This window comes from Flavobacterium sp. HJSW_4 (assembly GCF_042436695.1).
In the GTDB taxonomy this organism is placed as follows: Bacteria; Bacteroidota; Bacteroidia; order Flavobacteriales; family Flavobacteriaceae; genus Flavobacterium.
In genome coordinates this window covers 22756-39822 of record NZ_JBHNPP010000016.1, presented here as the reverse complement: position 1 = coordinate 39822, position 17067 = coordinate 22756, and the positions used below count along the sequence as shown (strand labels likewise).

The 17067-nt window shown below is 34.7% G+C and carries 14 protein-coding genes; 5 read left to right on the top strand and 9 right to left on the bottom strand.

Features of this window, described 5'->3' with window-relative positions:
* Window positions 1-106: 106 nt before the first annotated feature.
* Both ACE01P_RS15515 and dinB read right to left on the bottom strand, forming a co-directional pair.
* Complete coding sequence (locus tag ACE01P_RS15515; protein ID WP_379699499.1) at window positions 107-607, bottom strand: PAS domain-containing protein; 501 nt, start codon at window positions 605-607, stop codon at window positions 107-109.
* Between the two features lie 103 nt (window positions 608-710).
* A complete protein-coding gene (dinB, locus tag ACE01P_RS15510; protein WP_379699495.1) occupies window positions 711-1793 on the bottom strand; it encodes a DNA polymerase IV in 1083 nt (360 codons plus the stop codon).
* Window positions 1794-1933: 140 nt separating this feature from the next.
* Between dinB and ACE01P_RS15505 the strand changes: the two genes are divergently transcribed.
* Entirely contained in the window at window positions 1934-2668 is a 735-nt protein-coding gene (locus ACE01P_RS15505; protein ID WP_379699492.1) for a metallophosphoesterase family protein, read from the top strand.
* Between the two features lie 49 nt (window positions 2669-2717).
* The gene (locus ACE01P_RS15500) at window positions 2718-3245 is read left to right on the top strand and encodes a DUF6646 family protein (RefSeq protein WP_379699489.1); all 528 of its coding nucleotides are present in this window, start codon (window positions 2718-2720) and stop codon (window positions 3243-3245) included.
* 101 nt (window positions 3246-3346) lie between these two features.
* Here ACE01P_RS15500 and ACE01P_RS15495 read toward each other — a convergent pair whose 3' ends face one another.
* The 7 genes from ACE01P_RS15495 to ACE01P_RS15465 form a co-directional block, all read right to left on the bottom strand.
* The gene (locus ACE01P_RS15495; RefSeq protein ID WP_379699487.1) at window positions 3347-6127 is read right to left on the bottom strand and encodes a M4 family metallopeptidase; all 2781 of its coding nucleotides are present in this window, start codon (window positions 6125-6127) and stop codon (window positions 3347-3349) included.
* 369 nt (window positions 6128-6496) lie between these two features.
* Complete coding sequence (locus tag ACE01P_RS15490) at window positions 6497-7156, bottom strand: 3-oxoacid CoA-transferase subunit B (RefSeq protein ID WP_379699484.1); 660 nt, start codon at window positions 7154-7156, stop codon at window positions 6497-6499.
* Window positions 7157-7259: 103 nt separating this feature from the next.
* The gene (gene bla, locus ACE01P_RS15485; RefSeq protein ID WP_379699482.1) at window positions 7260-8141 is read right to left on the bottom strand and encodes a class A beta-lactamase, subclass A2; all 882 of its coding nucleotides are present in this window, start codon (window positions 8139-8141) and stop codon (window positions 7260-7262) included.
* A 93-nt stretch (window positions 8142-8234) separates the two neighbouring features.
* Window positions 8235-8936, bottom strand: coding sequence for a CoA transferase subunit A (locus tag ACE01P_RS15480; RefSeq protein WP_379699479.1), 702 nt, complete (start codon window positions 8934-8936; stop codon window positions 8235-8237).
* Between the two features lie 165 nt (window positions 8937-9101).
* A complete protein-coding gene (locus ACE01P_RS15475; protein ID WP_379699475.1) occupies window positions 9102-11408 on the bottom strand; it encodes a penicillin-binding protein 1A in 2307 nt (768 codons plus the stop codon).
* A 10-nt stretch (window positions 11409-11418) separates the two neighbouring features.
* Entirely contained in the window at window positions 11419-11898 is a 480-nt protein-coding gene (locus ACE01P_RS15470) for a gliding motility lipoprotein GldH (protein WP_379699472.1), read from the bottom strand.
* The gene (locus tag ACE01P_RS15465; protein WP_379699470.1) at window positions 11882-13285 is read right to left on the bottom strand and encodes a stage 0 sporulation family protein; all 1404 of its coding nucleotides are present in this window, start codon (window positions 13283-13285) and stop codon (window positions 11882-11884) included. The genes ACE01P_RS15470 and ACE01P_RS15465 overlap by 17 nt, the downstream gene beginning before the upstream one ends.
* Window positions 13286-13507: 222 nt before the next feature.
* On the opposite strand from ACE01P_RS15465, the gene ACE01P_RS15460 reads away from it, so the two are divergent.
* The 3 genes from ACE01P_RS15460 to ACE01P_RS15450 all read left to right on the top strand — a co-directional run bounded on the left by ACE01P_RS15460 (window position 13508) and on the right by ACE01P_RS15450 (window position 17063).
* Entirely contained in the window at window positions 13508-14299 is a 792-nt protein-coding gene (locus ACE01P_RS15460) for a hypothetical protein (protein ID WP_379699467.1), read from the top strand.
* 217 nt (window positions 14300-14516) lie between these two features.
* Window positions 14517-15695 (top strand): ankyrin repeat domain-containing protein, encoded by a 1179-nt coding sequence (locus tag ACE01P_RS15455; protein WP_379699465.1) that lies wholly within the window; start codon window positions 14517-14519, stop codon window positions 15693-15695.
* 24 nt (window positions 15696-15719) lie between these two features.
* Window positions 15720-17063 carry an ankyrin repeat domain-containing protein gene (locus ACE01P_RS15450; protein WP_379699462.1) on the top strand — a complete coding sequence of 448 codons (1344 nt, stop codon included), beginning with the start codon at window positions 15720-15722 and terminating at the stop codon, window positions 17061-17063.
* The last annotated feature ends 4 nt before the right edge of the window (window positions 17064-17067 follow it).

Genomic DNA, 17067 nt, shown 5'->3' with positions numbered 1-17067 from the left:
AGACACAAAGTATTTATAAAAAAAATAAGCCATCCTCAACGGATGGCTTATTTTTTATCTTCTTTAAAAAACATCTTAGCGCCTTAGTGCCTTTGCGGCAAAAAAACTAAGCGCTTATGTCTTGTTTTTCGAAGGCTATGAAATGAGATATTTCGCCTTTTAGATTATAAACCGGCGTTGCTTCTATTTTGCATTTATAGGTTTGGCCGTTTTTTCTATAATTTTCGAGAGTTTTGGCAAATGGAATCTGCTTTTTTACCGCTTCTCTAATTTCTTTTAAATCTTTTTGTGAAGTTGCAGGCCCTTGAAACATTTTAGGTGTTTTTCCTAAAACTTCTTCCTCTTTGTAGCCTGTCATTTTTTTTATTCCGCTTGACGCGAAAACTATTTTCAAATCTAAATCGGTTATCAAGACCACTTCATTTTTGATTCTTTCCTGAATATTAAGCTTTTTTTCGTCCCAAGTAAATTCATTTGAGATTTCACTTACCCTTTTTAAATCAGTACTCAATGCTTTTAGCTCGTTCAGATATTCGTAGTGAAAATCCCAAGAAAGAATTGGAACTGAATGTCGCTGCAACGGATCATCGGAATTTCTATTTTTCATACAAACCAATTCAGAAGAGAGATAAAATCTTTTTACCCAAAGATAGCAGAAAAATCCTGTTATTCATAGTGAAAGCCTTATTTTGAACTTTTCAAAATTGTTATTAAAACGTAAATTTTAGCTGTACCACAACCGCTTTTTTCACCTCATTATTCAAATTACTTAACGAAATTCCAAGCAAGCGCACCGAATCTTTCATTTTTTCCTGATACAATAATTCCTCTATGTTTTCCATAATCAAGTTTTTATCAGAAATAAAATAAGGCAAAGTCTTGCTTCTAGTCTGTTGCGAAAAATCGCTGTATTTGATTTTGAGAGTAATTGTTTTTCCAGAAAGGTTATGCCTTTGAAGACGTTTTTCTAACGATGCTGCAATACGCTCTAATTGCTGCATCATGAAAATCTCAGAAGACAAATTGACATCAAAAGTATGTTCTGCCGCCACAGATTTGGTGATTCGTGAAGATTTGACTTCGCTATTGTGAATGCCTCGAACAACATGATAATAAAATACTCCAGATTTCCCGAAGTGTTTTTCTAAGAATTCTAAAGACTTGCTTTTCAAATCGGTTCCTGTAAAAATGCCGAGCTGATACATTTTTTCTGTCGTGACTTTTCCGACTCCATAAAACTTACGAATGGGCAAATCTTCCAGAAAAGCTTCTACTTCATCAGGATTTACCGTTTTTTGTCCGTTTGGTTTGTTATAATCGCTGGCAATTTTGGCCACAAACTTATTGATCGAAATTCCAGCAGAAGCGGTCAATCCAACTTCATCAAAAATTCTTTGCCTAATTTCCTGCGCCAAAAGACTTGCACTTGGATTTCCTTTTTTGTTTTTGGTAACATCCAAATAAGCTTCGTCAAGCGAAAGAGGCTCGACTAAATCAGTGTAATCATGGAAGATTTTATGGATTTTGGATGAAATTTCTTTGTAACGATCAAATCTTGGTCTTACGAAGATAATCTCTGGACAATATTTTTTGGCTAAAACTCCGCTGATGGCACTTCGAACACCAAACTTTCTAGCTTCGTAACTTGCTGCCGAAACTACTCCTCGATTCTCAGAACCTCCAACCGCAACTGGCTTCCCTCTTAATTCCGGATTGTCCATCTGCTCTACCGATGCGTAAAAAGCATCCATATCAATATGAATAATTTTTCGATATGTTGGTGTTTCAGACATTTTGCAAATTTACTGAGGAAAAACAATAAAAAAGTATTGTAAATAGTTATAAATCATATCAATTTTTAAAGAATCTGAATTCGATGAGTTCAAACCAATTATTCTTTCTATTTTTGTTCTTCTACTCGAAAAATTAAATAATGCGAACATTTGTTATAGGTGATATTCATGGCGGATTACTTGCACTTGAACAAGTACTGGAAAGAGCCAATGTTACCACAGAAGATACTCTAATTTTTTTGGGCGATTATGTTGACGGCTGGAGTCAGTCTGTTGAAGTAATCGACTATTTGATTGATTTAAAAAGCAAACAAAACTGCATCTGCATAAGAGGAAATCACGACCAGCTAGCTTTAGAATGGCTGGAAAATAGACACGATGATTTAGACGAAGAAACTTGGTACAAACACGGAGGAAAAGCAACCGTTGAAGGTTACGCCAAAGTTTCGGAAGAGAAAAAGAAAATTCATATCGAATTTCTGGAAAATCTTCAGGATTTTTATCTTGATGATCAAAATCGTTTGTTTGTTCACGCTGGTTTTACCAATTTAAATGGCGTTAAATGGGAATATTTCTCGAAGCTATTTTATTGGGATAGAACTCTTTGGGAAACAGCTCTTTCATTAGACCCAAAATTAAAAGAAGACGACTTACACTATCCTAAAAGATTTACCGTTTATAAAGAGGTTTATATTGGCCATACTCCAGTTACCCGAATCGGCGAAACGGTTCCTGTAAATAGAGCTTGCGTATGGAATGTGGATACGGGCGCGGCATTTAGAGGTCCGCTTACGATTTTGGACGTGGACACTAAGGAATACTGGCAGAGTGAACCACTAAATGAACTCTATTTTAACGAAAAAGGTAGGAATTAATCTCTTTAAAAATTACATTTGCTACCCAAATAATTAATATTAAATTTTTATGAAAAAGGTTTTTACACTCCTGTTTTTAGTATCATTCGGATTTATTAATGCACAAAGCGCTTTTACAGGTAAAGGTGACACAAGAGTAAATGTTGGTGCTAATTTACAAGATGGTGGATCTGGAATTCAAGGTTCTATCGATTTTGGTTTAGGAGAAAATTTCTCTGTTGGATTTGTTGCAAATTATTTATTAGGAGTTGACAATTTCAATGGTTTTTACCACGGAAGTTCATCAGCTTACAACAATGCAGAACCAGATTTCTCTGATCGTTTTGATGCAAAAGCAAGAATCAATGCTAACTTATCTAGCGTAATTGGCGTTGAGCAATTAGACGTTTACCCTGGATTAAGCTTAGGTTTACATAATTTTGGAGGACACGTTGGTGGTCGTTATTTCTTTACTGACGGATTCGGTGTTTTCACAGAAATCGGATTCCCTATTGCAAAATACGGAACAAACAATGATCCGTTTTACCATTTAAACAATCAAGCTACTTTTAGTTTAGGAGCTTCGTTTAGTTTGTAATAAATATTTAGTTACTAAGATGCTGAGATTCTAAGCCTCTAAGTTCAAAATAAAAAAACCGCCTAATTGGGCGGTTTTTACTTTTTATAATAATTTTGTTTTTATTTTTTAGCGAATTTCTTAACGATTCTTTTTCCACCGTTGTTTAATTCTATAACATAAATCCCCGTACTTAACGCACTTACATCTATTGGGCTTTCAGAAAGTTCACCTTTACTAATTTGCTGACCTAAAATATTTGTAATTCTAAATGTATATCCTTTATTGTTTAAAAATGAAACATTTAGCTCATTTACAACAGGATTTGGATATAGTGCAAATTCAGGTTCAATAGTCTCTGTCAATCCCGCAACAATTTCTTCATTCACAACTGCTCCTGAAGCTGTTATGTTTATAGAATAATCTTCGACTTGTCCGTAAGAGAAACTTTCACAAGATGTTGGAACTCCATTGTATTTCATAGAAATTCTAAGTCTTGTTGTTCCAAGAGCTGCCGTTGCCGGAATTGTAATAGTGCCTGATGCTGTAGTTGCTGTTGATGTAGCTTTTGTCCAAACCGTTTCGCCAGAATCTGCAAAATCACCATCTTGATTATAATCTATAAACACAGCATATCCTTCGCTGTAAACTGAAGATGTCCAGCTCGGTGTGATTGTAATTGTATACGCAGTTCCTCTTGTTGCATTTGTCGAAATTGAAGTATAATTTTCATAACCCGCTGTTCCTGTAGAGGTATTATTGATTGTTCCAAATACAACTTTACCAATTTTTTCATCTGCGGTACTGTTTCCCTGAGATGCACAATATGTTACCGCAGCAGAGGTAGTTGTAACATTTACTGTATTACTAGCTGCCGAAACATTTCCTGCAGCATCTTTAGCTTTTACAGTAAAGCTATAAGCTGTTAATGCTGTTAAACCAGTTACTGTATAACTTGTTGTTGGAGATGAACCTTTTAATGTTGCTCCCTCGAAAATATCATAACCTGTAACAGCTACATTATCTGTTGATGCTGTCCAAGATAAATTAGTCGTTGTACCTGTAGTACCAGAAGCAGCAAGACTTGTTGGAGCTGTAGGTGCAACAGTATCATTAGATCCTACATAAGCAGCACCAATACCTACTGCATAAAATGCATTGGTTGTTGCTATAACTTCAGCTGAACCGGCACCATACAAATCTACTGCAGATTGTATTCCTGATGTTCTTGCATTTGCATAAGTAGAATTTGCGGTTAAATACACACTCTCTAAACGAAAGGCAATTTTTGCTGCTTTATCAATAGTTATACCTGTCACGTTGTATGTGCTTCCAATATCATTTGTTCCTGATTTACCAACTGATAAAATATAAAACCAATGATTCAGAACTCCTGAATTGGTATGAACACCACAATAATCGTTACTGCTAGTTGGTGTACAACTTTGGCTCACCCAATTGGTTCCTCCATAAGTATCTGGCTGCCCTTCTGATTTTGGGTTACTCATAGAGCGCAAAGCAAGATGTCCCGTTCTTCTTTCTATATCTTCTCCCACTAACCATGTTGATTTTGTTGGTGCAGCACGATATTCAATACAAGCTCCCCAAATATCCGAGAAACCTTCATTCATTGCTCCCGATTCTTTTTGATAAGCAAGATTTGCTGTATAAGTACAAACCGCATGTCCTATTTCATGTCCAGCAACGTCCATTGAAGTCAAGATATCAAATCCGCCCGTTCCTGTTCCGTCACCATAAGTCATAACACTTCCGTTCCAAAATGCATTATTATTACTCGGATATCCAGCGGCCACTAAATTGTAATGAACATAACTTCTAATTTTTGCTCCGGCATTGTCATAACTGTTTCTTCCATGAACAGTAGAGAAATAATCGTATGTCATTTCAGCACCCCAATGTGCATCTAATGCTCCATTATCTTTATTCGTATTATTATACTCAGCAGCTGTCCAATTATTGTCAGCATCTGTAAAATTGGTTGTTGGGTACGTTGCTGTTCTAGCAGAATTATAGGTTTGAATTCCATTTCCTCGAGTTCCATCAGATAAAATATAAGAAGATCCGCTTAGAGTAGTCTGAATAGTCTGTGTTCCGCTATAGCGTGTCGCTGCATTTGCTGAAACAATTGCAGCTTTTGCATTAGATGTTTTCTCTTGATTTACTTTGGCAGATTCCAATTTCGCTCCGTGACTATATTCCCCAAGGTGTTTTATCGTAGCATTGTAAAACAAGACTTTTCCTGTTTCAGCGTCGATATAAAGATCACCTCTGCTTAGTGGATTTGTAGCATAGATATCAAACTTATAAGCCAATCGAACTTTATCTGATTTTCTATCCTCGCCTTGTTCTTCCATATCTGGCAATAAAACCAATTCTCCTTTTGGTTTTTCATAATCCATCGCAGCAGCGTCTTCAGGTTTTTCCCATAGGTATTCTTTTGCTCCCGTGTAAGCAATCGCTCGAGCAAATGCATCCTGGCTTGATAATTTTGGAGTAGTTTTTACATTGTTAAATGCATAAAACTCACCATTCATAGAAACTAATTTACCTTCTTTAGAATGTAATGAATAATTAGCAAATTCTACTTTGATCCCTTGTTCATACAACTGAAACTTTTCATGAGTAAAACCCTCTCTGTCTGATTCGGTTTTAACTTTCAAAAAAGACTGATTATCTTTTAGTCCGAGTTGCTCTTTAAAAACAGTATTGAAATCTGTTTCTTTGTAGGTAGATTTATCACTAAAAGTGATTAGACTAGGCTGTCCATTTTCTGATAAATTTTTCTGACTTACTCGCTTGTCTTTATTTTGAGAGAATACAGGCGATGAAAATGTAAGAATAATAATAGCTGACGCCATAATTTTAGGTAATTTTCTTTTCATAATAATGTGGTATTTAAATTTGGTTAAATGGATTACAAATAAAATATTTAATGTAGGTAAATACTTTATTTTTGTGTAAAAATATTTTATTTCTGTTATATTGTCGATTAAAATTGCCTTTAATCGATAAAATGCAACATTTTTTACATTAATTACATTTTTATTTAACAAACTATAACAATCTTGTAATAAAATACACTAAAAAACAATTATTTTATTGATTAATAACCACTTATATTTAAAAACAAGCTTTAAATATTATAATTTCTTTTAAAACTAAAACCAAAAAACCTTCTTATTAATTCCTACAAAAAAAGCCAGCTCTTTTAAAAGCTGGCCTTTGTCGGTTTTTACGAAAAAAAATAATTTTTAACTGATATTCATTTCGGGAATTTCGCCTTCAATAATTAAATCGGCTTCTGTTGAAGCGATGATATGCTCAACTGAGATACCTGGCGCTCGCTCTAAGAGCTTAAAACCTTTTTCTGTCACTTCGAGTACTGCAAGTTCCGTTACAACCTTTTTAACGCATCCAACGCCAGTTAATGGCAAAGTGCATCTTTTTAAGATTTTTGACTCTCCAGCTTTGTTCACGTGCATCATTGCCACGATGATATTTTCGGCGGAAGCCACCAAATCCATTGCGCCTCCCATTCCTTTTACCATTTTTCCCGGAATCTTCCAGTTTGCGATATCTCCGTTTTCAGAAACTTCCATTGCTCCCAAAATAGTTAAATCTACTTTTTGGCTGCGAATCATTCCGAAACTGAAAGCCGAATCAAAGAAACTTGCTCCCGGAAGCGTCGTAATAGTTTGCTTACCTGCATTAATAATATCAGCATCTTCATCTCCTTCAAAAGGAAAAGGCCCCATTCCAAGAACCCCATTTTCACTTTGGAATTCAACTGCTATATCTTCTCGAACGTAATTTGCAACTAAAGTCGGAATCCCGATTCCAAGATTCACGAAATAACGGTCTTTTACCTCTTTTGCAATTCGCTTTGCTATATCTTCTTTACTAAGTGCCATAGTTTTAATGTGTCTTTTTTAATGTGTCAATTAGTCAATTTGATAATTAGATAATGCTTCATAATCTTAAGTAATTATCTAATTGCCACATTTTCTAATTATCTCAATTATTAAAATAATTCCAGACAGCTTTTGTTATATCTGCAATTATCTTTTCTGTATCTTCTCTTTTCTCTGTAATGTTTTTCAAATAAACCGATAGAATAAAATGTTTTCCGTTTGGAAGCTTTACAATTCCAATATCATTCATTGCTGCTCTTAAATTTGCATCATTAGTTCCAGAGATTCCAGTTCTGTGTGCTAATTCGGTATTTTCAGGAAGTCCAGCTTTCATCCAAGTAAGACCTCTTGAAGTTTCAACCATTATTTGATACAAATACTTTGTTGTTTCTTCTTTTAAAACTTCTCCTTTGAAAAACTTCTCTAGCAATTCAGTTGTTGCCAACGGAGTTGTAGTATTGATATAAAGGTTTTTCCAAGTTTTCATTTGATCTTCGTTCATTTTAATAACGAAGTCCTTGATACCCTGATCATTTATAAATTTCTGAATATACTTTGTACCTCCGACTAAATTGATCAAAATGTCACAACCGTTATTATCACTATGCGAAACCGTGTAACGAAGTAGCTTATCTAAAGTCAAGTTTATATTTCCCTGTGGATAATCTTCTTTCATCGGACTCCAAGTATCTTCTTTTAAATCTTTCTTTTTTATAAAGATTTCCTGAGTGAGATTAAGTTTCCCTTCGTCAACCTTATGCAAAACTGCCAAAGCAATATGAAATTTAAACACGCTCATCATTGGCATTTTTAAATTCCCATTAATACTCAAAGTATCCTTATTTTCAATGCCTTTCATAGAAACACCTACAGTAGCACTTTTACTAGAAATGATTTGCTGCAATTGATTTCGAAGTTCATTTGTTCCTTGAGAAAAAACCTGAAACGATAGAAAAGAAAAAAGAACTATACTAAATCTAGTCATATTTTAATGTGTCAATTTGTGAATTTGCCAATTAGATAATGCTTTTCGCAATCTCAAGTAATTATCTAATTGCCTCATTTTCTAATTCTCTAATTACAAACGTTTCCTTACAGTACGCTGTTCAATTCGTTTTTCAAATTTTTCTCCTTGAAAGATACGCTGTACCATAATTCCCGGAATATGAATCTGATTCGGATCTAACGTCCCAACTGGAACCAATTCTTCGACTTCAGCAATTGTGATTTTTCCAGCACCTGCCATACAAGCATTGAAGTTTCTAGCTGTTCCTTTAAAAATTAGATTTCCAGCTTCATCACCTTTCCAAGCTTTTACAATAGCGAAATCAGCTTTGAAAGCTTCTTCCATAATATGCATTTTACCGTTGAATTCGCGTGCTTCTTTTCCTTCGGCAACTTCAGTTCCGTAGCCTGCTGGAGTAAAGAAAGCCGGAATTCCTGCTTGAGCCGCACGGCAGCGTTCTGCTAAAGTTCCTTGAGGCGTTAATTCAACTTCTAATTCTCCAGAAAGCATCTGACGTTCGAATTCTGCATTTTCTCCCACGTAAGAAGAAATCATTTTCTTAATCTGCTTTTTCTGCAACAACAATCCCAAACCAAAATCATCTACACCTGCATTGTTAGAAATACAAGTTAAATCTGAAATTGATGTATTTACCAAGGCTGCAATTGTATTTTCAGGAATACCGCATAATCCGAAACCACCAAACATGATTGTCATACTGCTTTTAATTCCTTCAATAGCTTCCTGAACGCTATTTACTTTTTTTGTTATCATAACAAACTATCTTTATTGCTGAATATTTTTGATAAAAATAAGATTTTTAGATGGAATTATAACGATTTCGTAAAAATAAAACCAAAAGAAAAATCCCTTTACTATTCTTTTGAAAGAACCGTAAAGGGATTGATATATAATTAGATATATTTTATTGCAACATTGTTACAATTCAAATTCATCTGTATTTTGTTCTGTTTGCGTAGTGTCTTTTACTATAACTGGTCTCGCATAACAATCTACTTTTATTGAAAGATTTGCTGGACGCTCAAATTCACCTTTAGAAATCTGAAGGTTTTTATCCGCATAGCATTTTTTCATGTAATAACCCCAAACGGGTAAAGCTGCAGTTGCTCCTTGTCCGTAAGTCAAACTTTTGAAACGTGCTGAACGGTCTTCACATCCAACCCAAACTCCAGTTACCAAGTTCGGAACCATTCCCATAAACCAACCATCAGATTGATTTTGTGTAGTTCCTGTTTTACCAGCAATCGGATTTGTAAACATATATGGATAACCTGTCCAACGATTGTCTCCACTTCCACCGCCTTGCGTACGTAAACGCACACCAGAACCACTTTCTGTTACCCCTTGAAGCAATTTGATTACTGCGAAAGCAATATCTTTATTTAAAACGTCATGAGATTCTGGAATTGGCTCGTAAATTACCTCGCCGCTTTTGTTTTCAATTCTGCTTAAAAACTGTGGTTTTACATAAACACCTTGGTTCGCAAATGTACTGTATGCCGCAACCATGTCTTCAACCGTAATATCTACCGCTCCTAACGCAATTGAAGGCTGAACCGGAATTTCTGTTTTAACTCCTAATTTTTTAGTCAATTCTACAACTGCTTCAGGACTTGTTCTGTCAATTAATTTAGCCGAAACTGTATTGATAGAGGCAGCAAGAGCTTGTTTTAAAGTAACCATTCCTCGGTATCTGTAATCAGAGTTTCTTGGTTCCCAATCTTCTGTTACGTGGTGACGACCTTTATGAATCATGAAAGGCCCATCCAAAATAGAATCACAAGGAGACATATTCAATTGTTCGATAGCTGTCGCATAAACGAATGGCTTGAAAGTAGATCCAACTTGTCTTGCTCCCTGTCCAACGTGATCGTATTGGAAATATTTGTAATTGATACCCCCAACCCAAGCTTTGATTGCTCCTGTTTGAGGCTCCATTGACATTAAACCAGATTGTAAAAAGTGTTTGTAGTAACGAATAGAATCAAGCGGAGTCATAGTTGTATCACGTTCTCCTTTCCATGTAAAAACACGCATTTTTGTTTTTACTTTGAATGAAGCAATGATGTCGTCTTCGCTTTTATCCATATCTTTCATCTGAGCCCAACGAACAGAATTCTTCATCGCTTGCATCATGATTCTGTCTGTCTCAGCTTGCGTAATATTTACGAAAGGAGCATTTTTATTGTTTTTTTGTTCAAGAAAGAACTGCTGTTGAAGATTCTGCATGTGCGCCGCAACTGCTTCTTCAGCATACGTTTGCATTCTTGAATCTATCGTAGTATAGATCTTAAGACCATCTTTGTAAATATCATAATCAGATCCGTCAGGTTTTTTGTTTTCAGCTGCCCATTTTTTCATGTAATCACGAAGATATTCTCTAAAATAAGTTGCCATACCTTCGCGGTGGCTTTCCAATTTAAATTTCAAGGTAATTGGTAAAGCTTGAAGTCTTTCTTTTTCAGCTTCAGAAATCATTTTTGCTTTTGCCATTTGCGACAAAACCACATTACGACGGTTTTTAACTCCCTGTGGATTTCTTACTGGGTTATATAATCCTGAGTTTTTGAACATTCCAACCAAAATAGCCGATTCATCAACTGTCAAATCTTTTGGTTCTTTAGAAAAATAAGTCTGAGCTGCAGAACTTACTCCAACAGAATAATTTCCGAAATCATAAACGTTGCAGTACATCGCCAAGATTTCATTCTTTGTATATTGTCTTTCTAGACGAATGGCGATAATCCATTCTTTTATTTTTTGTACAATTCTAAAAGGCAAAAACTTAGATCCCTCACCGTGAAACAACTGTTTTGCAAGCTGTTGTGTCAAAGTACTCGCTCCTCCATTTGTACCTAAACTAAAAACAGCTCTTAAAGTTCCACGTCCATCAATCCCTGAGTGTTCGTAAAAACGTGCATCTTCAGTTGCAACAAGCGCTTCTACTAAATTTTTAGGCAAATCAGAATATTTAAGCTGAGATCTATTGGTTTTGAAATACTTACCAATTACAACTCCATCAGAAGATATAATTTCTGTAGCAAGGTTTGAATCCGGATTTTCTAAATCTTCAAATGAAGGCATAGACCCAAAAAGACCCCAAGAAGCAAATAAAAAGAAAGCTAAAACTCCTATCATAGAGTAGGCAAATACCCGCCAAAATTTCTTTTTGTAGTAATTAATATCCTTAGTTGTATTGGATTGATTGTTTTTTTTAGCAGCCATAACTATTTATCTAATCTTTTTGTTCTATTCTAAAACCAACGTCTGTAATTCCTTGCAAAGCCTCAACACCTGGAATTTTACCTGATTGTCTAACAGCTTGTTTGATGTGAATTTTGTATTTCCCAGTAAACTTTACATCTTCTTTGTAATAAAGCTTACTTTCTTTTATATCAGAAAAACCATTTCCTAACAATGTGCCGTCTGGCTCTGCCATTTGGTATTCTAATGTGTCTACTTTTGTAAATCCGCTTGGCGTTTCAATAGCCACAATCAAAAACAAATTATTAAACGGATAATTGTTGTTGTCTCGTATGTTTACAAAGAGATTGTACTTTTTTGTAGAATCTAAAACTGGCAGATCAAAGCTTATAATACTGTCTTTGTGCCAAGCACTTCCAACAGATTTATACTTATCGAATACTCTTTTTTTATCGCAAGAAAAAAGAAGTATTGCTGCCAAAAGAAGAATTCCGCTATTTTTTATTCTCATTTTTAGTATTCGTTATTGGTTTTCTAGGTTCAGCAGGTTTGTTTTCATTAGAATTTTGCTTATTCGGATTGTTTTTATTCGAATTATGCTTTTTCTTATGATTTTGCTTGTTTGGATTGTTTTGATTATTTGGCTTATTTGGATTGCCATTGTTCGCATTACCACCATTGTTCGGATTATTATTTCCTGCTGGTTTAGCGTTGTTTACATTTTTTTCCTGCTGTGGTTTTACCGGAGTTGCAACACCAGCAGCTTCTGTAGTTTTACGCTTGCGATTTGGTTTTTTCTTTCTTTTTGGCTGGTCAAAACGAGTTAAACTTTCCTGACCCATTGCGTTATTGAAATCTTTTTCTGGTTCTGCAATTACCTCAACTGCAAAATCTTCCAAAGAAGAAACTTTGTTTTTCTGCTTATTTTCAGCAATGATTTCTTTAACCTGATCAATTTTTAAAACATGCCAATTTGCAAAGTTGTTGGTGTAAGCAAACCACATTAATCCTTTAAAAATATCTTGTTTTTGACAAACAGCATCACCTTTTTCGGTGATTAGTTTAGTATCGTAATCAGGAAAATCTTTCAAAGCATCCATGTAAGTGTCTAACTCATAGTTCAGACAGCATTTCAATTTTCCGCATTGTCCCGCTAATTTCTGCGGATTCAATGATAATTGCTGATATCGAGCCGCTGAAGTATTAACACTTCTAAAATCGGTTAACCAAGTCGAGCAGCAAAGTTCACGTCCGCAAGAACCAACTCCACCTAAACGAGCCGCTTCCTGACGGAAACCAACTTGTTTCATTTCGACTCTTGTGCTGAATTCTTTAGCAAAATCTTTAATCAGCATTCTAAAATCGACACGATCATTTGCTGTGTAGTAAAAAGTCGCTTTTGATCCGTCACCTTGGAATTCAATATCAGAAATTTTCATTTCTAATTTGTGCTGAATCGCCAATTCACGCGCACGAACCTTCATTGGTTCTTCGCGATCACGCGCCACAGACCAGATATCGATATCTTTTTGAGATGCTTTTCTGTAAATTTTTGGAACTTCATTACTTTCGTAATTCACTCCTTTTTTCTTCATTTGAATCTTTACCAATTCACCTGTAAGAGTCACAATTCCAATATCATGTCCTGGTGATGCAACAGTTGCTACAATATCACCAATACTTAAAGTTAATTTCTCTGAATTTCTAAAAAATTCCTTACGTCCGTTCTTAAAACGTACCTCAACACAGTCAAAAATCGCCTCTCCATTAGACGGGCTCATGTTCGAAAGCCAGTCAAAAACCGTCAATTTATTGCAGCTATCGGTGCCGCAAGTCCCATTATTTTTACAACCTTTTGGTGCGCCACCATCTGAGGTTGAACAACTTGTACATGCCATAATTATATATGTAGTGCTGCCAAAATGCAGCTTAAGTTCATAAACGTTTGATCGGTAAAGATAGTATTTTTTTTATTTTGCTTTTTATGGATTAAAACTAATGGTTTGTTAAATAAAAAACGAGACTTTCCAATTGCCAATCTTTTCAGTTTTTTTCGCAATTTAGTTCCATAAAAAAACTTAAAAAATTAAATACATAATTTCCATTAAATAAATAAAATCATGAAATTTTCGATTATAACTAGCGCAAACGAAAAAGAAAAAGCAATTAAAACTTTTGACATTGTTGAAAAGGAAATAAATAACTGTCAAAACATAAGCGATTTTGTTATTCTTAACAATGATCCTGCGATAAATGATGCCATTTATTTACAAGCAATGCTTTCTGGGAAAAATAAATTTACGCTGGAAATAAGATTCGAACATGAAAATGATTTTTCGCAATACGGTATTGAAAATGTGACAAAAACGGAATGTTTGAACATTTTCAAACAGTATTACGAAGGCAATTTGCCCGATTTGACTCAATGGGAAAACATAACAAAATACGTTCGACAACATTACTATGATTCAGAAATTGGTCTAAATCAAGAAACTACACATCCTACTTTCAATGATAACTTTAAAGCTGATTTTTACTTCAGTATAAGCGATTATTATTCACCTTTTGGGAATGATGCAGGTTTTGATGCTATGATCGAAGCGGAAAGATTTTTACAAAATGATGAATCAAATAATTTTTACCTCATCCGGTTAATCAACGAAATCAAAATCGAAAGCTATGATTTTGACGAAAAAAAAGATTCTGAAAATTTACATTTTACTATTTACGATCATAATGCAGTTGTATCAATTGGCTTTACAAATTTAAAAGTAAACGGATTTATCATGGAAGATGTAAAAGAAAAAACACTTGCTTCACTTCATTTTCTGAATCAAGTAAAAAAGCATGAAAATTACCTAATCATGATTTCTGATTTAAATAAAATTGATGCTGAAACCTACGGCACTTAAAATGTTCCATTTTTAAATATCAGCAACATAATTTACATAATTTTCCCTAAAAAACACGTATTCGGTCGCTTTCAGACTGTAAATGGTCGTTTTTACTTTTTATCCTGAAATATATTTCCGATTTTTATGTTTTATCTTACAGCAGTGTTTGTAAAGCCGATAATTACGAACCAAACGGATTTCAAAACTTAAACTTTCATTTTTAAATATATTACAAATGCAGACAAACCAAATTGAAAATTTCCTTTTTCAGGGAAAATTTGACGAGGCCAGAGAATGCCTAAATAACGGGGAAAAATTTAACGAGCAGTATCTAAAAAACAACTTTTCGCAGATCGCGGCCAAAATTATCGAAGCAAAAGAGCTTGATTTTATCGAAAAATTGATCAAAGCGGGTTTTATTGAAACCGATGTTTACGAACTCGACAATTTTGACCAATCGATTTTTAAACCGTTGGCGCTATATTTAAAAGATGACGAAGAATCGATTGCTTTTTTCAAAGAATTGATGTCGAAAATGGATAATCTTAACGACGAAATTAGCGATAAGACTCTTCTTGGTTATTTCTTTGAAAAAGGCATTTCGCCAAAAATAATTAAAGTTTTAGTTGAAGATTTTAATGCTAACACGCAGTATAAGAACAATGCAGGTGAAAATTTTATTTACACTATTCTAAATACTTATGGATTGGATGCAGAAAAAGTAAAAGAGTATATCAGCATTTTGATAAACAATGGAGTTGACATTAACGAGAAAAATATTGTTGAAACTACTCCGCTAATTTGTGCTGTTAAAAGAAATCGAAAAGACGTTTTGGCATTTTTAGTAGAAAATGGTGCAGATCCTAATGAAACGGATAAACAGGAAAACAGTGCTTTTTATTACGCTGCGGCCGAACAGTTTTCTTTTCCGATGTACGAACTTTTAGCGGAATCTTCATCAGCTAATTTTAATAACATCAATAAAAACGGAAAAACTTTGCTTACAGAATTTATCCGAATGATGTCTGATTCTGAATACGATTTAAACGCGCTGCAAAGATTTTTGTCAGATGGAGCCGATTTAAATCATTGCGCTGAATATTATGGAAATCCGAAATCGGGTGTAGATTATATTGTGGAGAAAAAATCGGGCATTTTAAAATCGGTTCTAGACAGCGGATCAGTTGATGTTAACGAACAAGACAATCAAGGAAATACTATTTTGCATAAAGTCTGTGCGTTCAATGTCAATTACGATGCAGAAATGGCGAAAGAAACGTATCGAAAAGTAAAATTACTTCTTGAGAATGGTGCAGATAAAGAAGTTACCAACGATAAAGACGAAACCGCTTTGATGCTTGCCTCTGGCGACAACTTGAAAATTAAAACGGTTGAGCTTTTAATGAAACAATAAAACTTAAAAAAATTATACATGTCAATGTCATTTATAGTTGCCTGTGAAAACGGCAACAGAAAAATAGCCGAATTGCTTCTTCAAAACAAAGAAGTAGATGTAAAATATACTGACGAACTAGGAAGAACTGCGCTTCATTATGCTGCACACCGCGGTTATCTCGATATTGTAAAAATCTTAACTGAAGATGGTGCTGATATTAACTATGAAGATCATCAGGGAGAAACGCCTTTGTACTTTGCTTGTCTTCAAAAACAAAAACAAACGGCTCTGCATCTTTTAGACAATGGTGCTGAAATTACTAAAAACGATAAATACGGAAATAGTCTACTTCATTTAGTGGTTCAGACGGCTCAAATCGAAATTGCAACAAAGTTGCTTGAAGCAGGAATCGATGTTAATTTACTGAATAACAATGGTGAAACTCCGTTATTATTAGCTTCGGCAAAACTAAATCGTGAAATTATTCAATTGCTTTTAGACAAAGGAGCTGATATAAATGTAACCGATAAACAAGGAAATACGCCTTTACTTTATGCTTGTTACACCAAATCGATTCCAATGGTAACTTTACTTTTGGATAATGGAGCCGATGTAAATCACGTCAATCATTCTGGTGAAAATGCACTTTTGATTGCTTGTTATGAAACCAACCGAATGCTTGCAAAATTATTGGTAGAAAGAGGTGCTAATGTTTTCACATCAAATAATAATGGATATTCTCCGATTTGGTACGCTTGTGCGAATAATCAAAAGGAGATTGTGGCTTTGTTTTTAGAAAATGGAGTTGATGTCAATTACAGCAAACCTGTCGCTGAAGATACTTCTTCAATGAATGATTATTTGGATTGGATCGTGAGCGCAACAAATATTTCTAACGAATCTAGCTTTACACTAAACAGTTCTTATACTTACGGCGGAGAAAGTCTTTTGCACGTTGCAACTAAAAAAGGCAATTTGAGTATGGTGAAATTGCTTATCGAAGCTGGAGCAAACATCAACATTCAGGACGAATCTGGAAATACGCCTTTACACTATAGCGCTGCCAACGGAAAGAAAGATGTCGTAAAATATTTATTGGATAATAAAGCCGATGCTTCGATCGTAAACGTGAAAGAACAGAAAGCGATTGATTACTCAAACGTAAAAGGGTTCAATGAAATCACAGAATTGATTTTGAAATACGCTCCTTCGGGAACAGTTGTAAATCCAATTCAGACCACACAAGCCGAAGCTCCAAAAACAGACAATTCAAATTCGATGGAAGCCAAGAAAAAAGCATTATTAGACTTAAAAGAGCTTTTGGATGCTGGAATCTTAACTTCGGAAGAATTTGACGCTGAAAAAAGTAAAATTTTAAAAGGATAAACTA